Below are 7,071 nucleotides of genomic sequence, written 5' to 3' on the forward strand. Positions count from 1 at the left end.
GGTTCTTTTGTAGGCGGAAGCCTTTTGTTTCAATAGCGCTTCAAGAGGCGTTCCAGATAGTCGAGTTCCAGTTGCGGGCGCGACGGATCCGAGAACCGGCGCCGTAACTCTTCCAGAATTCTGCGTGCCCGCTGGACGTCGATCTCATCCGGTATCTGCACACGGTTGTTGAAATCCGGCCCTTCAGTGCGCCTCGGACGGCCAAGCGGATCCTCGTCCATCTGGGACATGCCGCTCGGCGCGCCCGGACCTTCACCTTGACCCATCATTTGTTCCGTCAGCCCCTGCGCACCCCGGCGGAGGGCGTCAAGCGCATCACCTTGCTGTCCTAGGGCCTGCTGTCCCTGGCCCTCGCCAAGGGATCCTTCCGCCTGGCCCATGGATTCACCAGCTTCGCCGAGGGCTTCGTTCTCGCCCATACCGTTCTGGCCAAGCTGATCCATCAACTCCTGAAGCTGTTGTGCGAGGTTACCCTGGCCTTGTTGAAGCTGTTGAAGCATCTGCTCCAGCTGCTCCTGGGTCATTTGCTGGCCTGGGCCTTGCTGTTGCTGCTGTTGTTGTTGCTGGCCGCCTTGCTGCTGATCCTGGTTGAAGCGATGGGTTTCATCCATCAGCTGCTGCTGCCGTTGGATCATCTCACCAAGCTGGTTGAGCATCTCCATCATTTCGCTATTCATGCCATTGGGCATCATCTGCGGCCGCCCGGCTTGCAGGTTCTCCAGCATCTGCTGCATCTGCGCCAACAGCTCCCGGGCCGCGTCCCGCGAACCGGTTCGCGCCAGCTCTTCAATCCGGTCCAGCATTTCGCTCAAATCCTGCTGGTTCAACGATTGCTGGTTGCCGTCAAATGGCTGCATGGCTTGGGGGTTCTGGCGCATTTGTTCGGCAAGCGCCTGCATATACTCGTTCAAGGCCTCGCGCAGCTGCTGCGTCAGTTCCGCGATTTCTTCGTCGCTTGCCCCTTCTTCTAACGCTTTGCGAAGGGCCTCCTGAGCTTCCCGGAGCTTTCTTTCTGCCGCGGACAGATCTCCATCTTCAATCGACAGGGCGAGGTCCCACAGAAGCGGGAGAAGCGTTTTCAGATCCTCATGCGTTTCCGCCCGAACCAAATGGCCGTAGACAAACCGCATGCCGAGATAGTCCCGTGGTTTGTAATCGAACATTTCAGGGGCAAGCATTAGCGCGTCAAAAGCTGTGATGACCTGAGAATGCGACAAGGCGTCCATGGCCAATATGCGCCGTTGCTCCACGATGGAGCGGGCCAGAGGCTTGGCAAAACGGCGCTGGGGCAGCGTAATGTCATAGGCTGGCGAAACGCCTTCCTGATCCGCCTGATCGCGGGCAATCAAGGTCAGAGTTACATCGGACCCCGCCCAGGGATGAGAGGTGAGATCGCGAATGGTCTCGCCGGTTTTTGCGGTTCCGGCCCGCGGCGGCAGCGACAGCGGAAACCGCGGTGCCTCGATCAAGGGCTCCGGTACGTGGCCGGCCCGGTTGGTGTCAGGCACCTGGGACACTTGCGCCTCGGCGGACACAACACCGTAATCATCGTTCACGAGATAAGAGAATTTCAAAGCACCACTGAGCTGAGCCTCGGGATCATCGGTCAACCGGATTTCGGGCGCATTGTCGGGACGAACGGCAAAGACATAGCTCTGCATCGGTTCATTGCCGTTCTGCAGCTCGACGATGCCAGTCGTGGTCAGCGTAAACCGGCGTTCTACCGGTAACAGGCGTGCGGCTTCCGGAGAGACATCGCCCTCTGTTTCCACAGGCGCCACAAGCTCCGGTTCGCCTTCTTCCGCAACGGCAAAAGTCATCTGAAGGTCCGGAGCCCCCTGACTGCGCACCACAAGGACGGACCCTTCCGGGACGGAGATCGGGTCAGCCGGATCCCTGAGTTGAGCGCTTTCGCCGGTCAAATAGATTGGGGGCTCATCCGTGTAGATCGGCGGGGTAACCCACGCATCAAGGCGCGTTGGGACATCGACCGGCTGGAAAGGGTTCCGGAAGGCTGATGCCAGCCGGTCGCCATAATTGCCACCAGATGCCGCAATGCCGATCAGAAGCAATCCCGCAGCAACAACCCGGAAGGCCCAGGGATCCCGCCGGTAGGCTTTCGGATCGGGTGCCTTGGATTTCGCACGCGCCACCGTTTCCGCCATCCGGCGTTGGTGGAGGGCCCACATTGCCTGACTGGAGGGGTCCGACTGCCCAATGGACAGTTCGTCATCGAGGGTAGACAACGGCTGGTGCCGGTAACCCGAACCAGCTTCGATCCTGTCCAAGGCTTCGTGCCGGGACGGCCAGGACAGGTCCAACAAACCGCGTCCTGCCCAGATGAGCGCGGCCAAGAACACGACCACACCGATCGGACCAGCCCAAACGGGCAGGGCCAGCCACAGGCCGGTGAGTGAAAGACCCGCAAACAGTCCCGCGACAACAATTATTGGAAGGAGTGCCCGCCAAAGGCGCTCGATGAAAAGAGCAAGGCGGCTTTGTCTGGCCAGACGGTCCAGCCGGACAGCGATCAACGCACGCCAGCTGACTTCTTGGGGAAGAGACGGTTTTTCAGGCTTCATGTTGTCGTTCGGGCTCAACAAGCACCTCCGGATCCGCTTCGCACCGGCGCATGTAACCTCACAGCCGGCCGCAAGACTTCAAGTCCTCACTATAAGGTGAGGCAAACCGGCCCATACGGCAACCTGTCGGAACAACTAATTAAATGATCACCTTGTCACGAACGGTTGAGCCACTCGGGAATCTGGTCGAGCGACAGCAGGTCTTCGTAGGTCGGCCGCGCCCGGACCACGGCGAATTGATCCTGATTTACCAGCACTTCCGGGACCAAAAGCCGCGAGTTGTAGGTGCTGGCCTGGACCGCACCATAGGCCCCGGCAGAATAGACAGCCATCAGGTCTCCTGCCTTTACGGACGCCAGATCCCTGTCCTGCGCGAGGAAGTCCCCTGTCTCACAGACCGGACCGACGACATCGGCCTTGATTCGCGGTGCGTGTTCATCCGGCTCTTGGACTGGGCGGATTTCGTGAAACGCTTCATAGAGGGTCGGACGGATGAGATCATTCATGGCCCCATCGACAATCACGAAGTTCTTTGCATCGCCCTCTTTGACATAAATGACTTTGGTCACCAGGAGCCCGGCATTGCCTGCGATCATGCGGCCGGGTTCAAACATGACGGTACAGCCGAGTTCGCTGACATGCTTTTTGACAACGGCCGCGTAGGCGTCCGGCAAGGGCGGCGGATTGTTGTCCGTGACATAGGGAATACCAAGCCCGCCGCCAAGATCGACATGCTCGATTGTGTGCCCCTCGGCGCGCAAGTCCGCGATCAGACCGCCAAGACGTGCAAATGCATTGTCAAACGGCTCCAGTTCCGTGATCTGTGACCCGATATGCATGTCGATCCCGGTCACCTTGATCCCGGGCAAGGTAGCGGCATCCGCATAAACGGCCTTGGCGCGTTGCCACGGAATACCAAACTTGTTTTCAGCTTTTCCGGTGGCAATTTTCGCATGGGTCTTGGCATCAACGTCCGGGTTGATGCGCATCGATACCCGGGCAGTCTTTCCCATCTGCGATGCGACGCGGGAAAGCTGGTGCAACTCAGGCTCAGACTCAACGTTAAAGCACAGAATGTCCTCGCCCAGCGCATAAGCTTGCTCGGCTTCGGTCTTGCCGACCCCGGAGAAGACGATCTTTTCCGGCGGGACGCCCGCTGCCCGTGCCCGGCGCAGCTCGCCTTCCGACACGACATCCATGCCCGCGCCAAACTGCGCCAGAAGGGTCAATACAGCCTGATTGGAATTCGCTTTCATCGCATAACAGACCAGCGAAGGAATATCGCTGAACGCCGATGAAAACACCTGGTAATGGCGGGTCAGTGTTGCGGTCGAATAGATGTAGAAGGGGGTCCCGACCTCACGCGCGATGTCCTCAATCGCCACGCCTTCGGCAAACAGCCGGCCATTTTTGTAATCAAAATGATGCACAGGACACCCTATCCGTCGTCGATGGTCTGATTGTTATACGCGCAAGTCTTCTACTTGATCAGGAAATCGAGAGGAAAGCTGCGATCATCCTGCGGCGGCGGCTGACTCGGCGCGACGGCCGGATCGACAGGCCCTTCTGCGGCAGGCTGGGCTGTCCCAGGCGTGTCCAAACCACCCTTGCGCCCGCATCCGCCAAGAGCTAGGCCGAGACAAACACTAAGCAGAACAAGTGCCTTCATCCGGGATGTCGTTGCCATGGTCGCCCTTTTCAGGAGTTTGGTCATGCGATTTTCTTCTCCTCGCATGAGCGGCCGGTTTGAGCAAGCCCGCTCATGCAGGAAGAAGATTGGTTCAGGCGTTTTTGGAAAGCTCTTTCAGCCAGCGCCGCGCCTGTTTCCGGACATTGACTGGAGAGGTGCCACCGTAACTGGTCCGGCTTCGGACCGACTTGTCGACTGACAGGACCGAAAACACTTCATTCGTAATGCGTGGCTCGACCTCTTGCATGGCTGTCAAGTTGACCTTGTGAAGCTCGATGCCTTGCGCGACGGCCAAAGCCACGATTTTGCCGGTCACATGGTGCGCATCGCGGAAGGGCAGGCCCAACACGCGCACAAGCCAATCAGCCAAATCCGTTGCCGTTGAATAGCCCGAACCAGCGGCTTTCTTCATAGCCTTGGTGTTTGGCTCCAGATCACGCATCATTCCTGTCATGGCAGCGAGCGCGAGCGATATGCTGGCAAGACCGTCAAAAGCCTGTTCCTTGTCTTCCTGCATATCCTTGGAATAGGCGAGCGGCAGCCCCTTCATCATGGTCAACAGAGCCTGCAAGGATCCATAGATACGGCCCGGCTTGGCACGCACCAGCTCGGCAGCATCAGGATTTTTCTTCTGCGGCATTATGGAAGAGCCGGTTGAAAATTTATCCGACAATTTGACGAAACCGAACTGGGCAGAGCACCAGATCACGATTTCCTCAGCAAGCCGGGACAGGTGCATTGCCGTCAAGGATGCGGCGGCAAGAGCCTCAATCACAAAATCCCGGTCGGACACGGCATCGAGAGAATTCGCCGTTGGACGTTCAAAGCCGAGGGCCTCGGCGGTCATCTTGCGGTCGATCGGAAAGGACGTTCCGGCAAGCGCTGCTGCGCCGAGTGGACATTCGTTCATGCGTTTGCGGGCATCGCGGACCCGCCCGCGGTCCCTTGCAAACATTTCCACGTAAGCCAGGAGATGGTGCCCAAAAGTGACCGGTTGCGCGGACTGAAGATGGGTAAAGCCCGGCATCACAACCGATGCATGGTCTTCCGCCTTTGCAGCCAGAACCTGCATGAGCTCCGTCAGCTGATCGTCCAGCGTGTCCAGTGTATCGCGGACCCAAAGCCGGAAATCCGTGGCAACCTGATCATTGCGCGAGCGGGCTGTATGCAATCGTCCGGCTGCCGGGCCGATAAGCTCTGCAAGCCGGGCCTCAACATTCATATGAATATCTTCCAGGGCCCGGGAAAACTTGAATTCGCCGCTTTCGATTTCTGACAGGATTGTGTCTAGACCTTGAACGATCTTATCGGCATCGTCCCGCGTCACGATGTCCTTTTCCGCGAGCATACGTACATGGGCTTTCGAGCCATCAATGTCTTGCTTATATAGCTTCTTGTCGTAGTCGATGGAGGCATTGATTTCCTCCATGATGGCGTCCGGTCCCTCGGCAAACCGGCCTCCCCACATACGATTGCTCATATCCTGTCCCTTAGAAGGCGCCCCGAACGGGGTGTGAACGAATGACGAAGCCAGAAGAACCCGTATCCCGATCCAAACGCAACATAGTTGCCGCAGGGATCGCAGGCGCATTGGCCGCTCTGGCGGCTCTATACGTGATCGCTGGACCTGATGGCAACATAACAACGGCTCAAAGCTGTCCTGCCGCGTTGCAATCGGCTGGAAAAGCCAAGCCATTTGCAACAGGTGAAGTCGCCGCATTCCTGCCTGCGAGTGCACCACTGGATTTGACGCATCTGACGTTCAAGAATGACAAGGGCGAAACCGTCACAATGGCCGACTTCAAGGACAAGACGGTGCTCTTGAACCTCTGGGCCACCTGGTGCGCGCCTTGCCGGAAGGAAATGCCCGCTCTGGATCAGCTGCAACAGGACATGGGAGGCGACCAGTTCGAGGTCGTGGCCGTTAGCCTAGATCGCGGCGGCCCCGCAAAGCCGAAGGATTTCCTGGACGAGATTAACGTCGACACTCTGGCGTTCTTCCAGGACAGCTCAAACGGGCTGCTCAAGGATCTGCAGCGGGTCGCAAGGGCTACCGGCCTGCCGACGACCATACTCATAAGCCCTGAAGGGTGTGAGATTGGAACGATGTATGGCCCCGCGGAATGGGCATCCCACGAGGCGAAAGCACTCATTGATTCTGTTCTTTAGGCTGTCAGGAGCGGGGGTACTTTGGTTGAGGTCCCCGCACCCCGTCCGTTAAACCGTGATGTCCACGGCCTCTCCGAGACCAGGAATTTGGCGCTGATCGCGGCGGTCCTGCTGGTCAGTCGCTTCTGATTCTTCCAAACGTTCAGCAACCTGCCGTTCCTGTTCGTTTTGATCCCGAACAGCATTCGTAGCCAGTTCACTGCGCACATTGGCTGCGCTGTAAGCGGCTTGTGAAGATGTGCTGTCTGATACACTCGCCATATTCGGTACTCCTTTGGCGTGGTGATGGGGCGACCTGTTAAACGGAATTTCGGCCGGTGAGGCGGCCTATCTTCCGCAAAGCGCTTTAGTGCGCGATTTTGTTTCAACGCCGTGCCCTCCGCCGAAGCTCAAGCACGAGATTTTTTCTTTCCGGCCAGTCTCTGCTGCGCGCAAGCGGCAGAACCAGACCACCGGCATACTTCCCGCCTCGCTCTCCACACTCATTGCACATGTGGACCGATGCGGCCCGGCAAGCCATGCCGGATGAGATATCGCTAGGATCTCACCACAGGCGGCTACTCGGACATCAAATATACCGAACCGTATTTTGCATCATATCTGCCGTTTTAAAGGTAAAGAACCGAGGAA

At 58.1% G+C, this 7,071-nt stretch carries 6 protein-coding genes; 1 reads left to right on the top strand and 5 read right to left on the bottom strand.

The annotated features are described in order from the left end of the window. Positions 1–29 precede the first annotated feature (29 nt). From E1180_RS18700 to argH, 4 genes are all read right to left on the bottom strand, one after another. A complete protein-coding gene (locus E1180_RS18700) occupies positions 30–2,600 on the bottom strand; it encodes a TIGR02302 family protein (RefSeq protein ID WP_208997241.1) in 2,571 nt (856 codons plus the stop codon). A 137-nt stretch (positions 2,601–2,737) separates the two neighbouring features. Next, entirely contained in the window at positions 2,738–4,012 is a 1,275-nt protein-coding gene (lysA, locus tag E1180_RS18705; RefSeq protein ID WP_283404580.1) for a diaminopimelate decarboxylase, read from the bottom strand. A gap of 50 nt (positions 4,013–4,062) precedes the next feature. Continuing rightward, positions 4,063–4,296 carry a lipoprotein gene (locus tag E1180_RS18710; RefSeq protein WP_208997242.1) on the bottom strand — a complete coding sequence of 78 codons (234 nt, stop codon included), beginning with the start codon at positions 4,294–4,296 and terminating at the stop codon, positions 4,063–4,065. 67 nt (positions 4,297–4,363) lie between these two features. After that, a complete protein-coding gene (argH, locus tag E1180_RS18715; protein ID WP_155193540.1) occupies positions 4,364–5,752 on the bottom strand; it encodes an argininosuccinate lyase in 1,389 nt (462 codons plus the stop codon). Between the two features lie 41 nt (positions 5,753–5,793). Between argH and tlpA the strand changes: the two genes are divergently transcribed. Further along, the gene (tlpA, locus tag E1180_RS18720) at positions 5,794–6,441 is read left to right on the top strand and encodes a thiol:disulfide interchange protein TlpA (RefSeq protein ID WP_155193542.1); all 648 of its coding nucleotides are present in this window, start codon (positions 5,794–5,796) and stop codon (positions 6,439–6,441) included. Between the two features lie 48 nt (positions 6,442–6,489). Here the strand turns inward: tlpA and E1180_RS18725 are convergent, their stop codons facing one another. Continuing rightward, positions 6,490–6,702 (bottom strand): hypothetical protein, encoded by a 213-nt coding sequence (locus E1180_RS18725; protein WP_155193544.1) that lies wholly within the window; start codon positions 6,700–6,702, stop codon positions 6,490–6,492. Positions 6,703–7,071: the final 369 nt, after the last annotated feature.

Origin of the sequence: Roseibium denhamense (assembly GCF_009711415.1) — a bacterium.
Taxonomy (GTDB): Bacteria; Pseudomonadota; Alphaproteobacteria; order Rhizobiales; family Stappiaceae; genus Roseibium; species Roseibium denhamense.

Excerpts from the sequence above, each read along its gene's own strand:
- E1180_RS18710 (WP_208997242.1), bottom strand. The coding sequence starts at position 4,296 with ATGACCAAACTCCTGAAAAGGGCGACCATGGCAACGACATCCCGGATG.
- argH (WP_155193540.1), bottom strand. The coding sequence starts at position 5,752 with ATGAGCAATCGTATGTGGGGAGGCCGGTTTGCCGAGGGACCGGACGCC.
- tlpA (WP_155193542.1), top strand. The coding sequence starts at position 5,794 with ATGACGAAGCCAGAAGAACCCGTATCCCGATCCAAACGCAACATAGTT.
- E1180_RS18725 (WP_155193544.1), bottom strand. The coding sequence starts at position 6,702 with ATGGCGAGTGTATCAGACAGCACATCTTCACAAGCCGCTTACAGCGCA.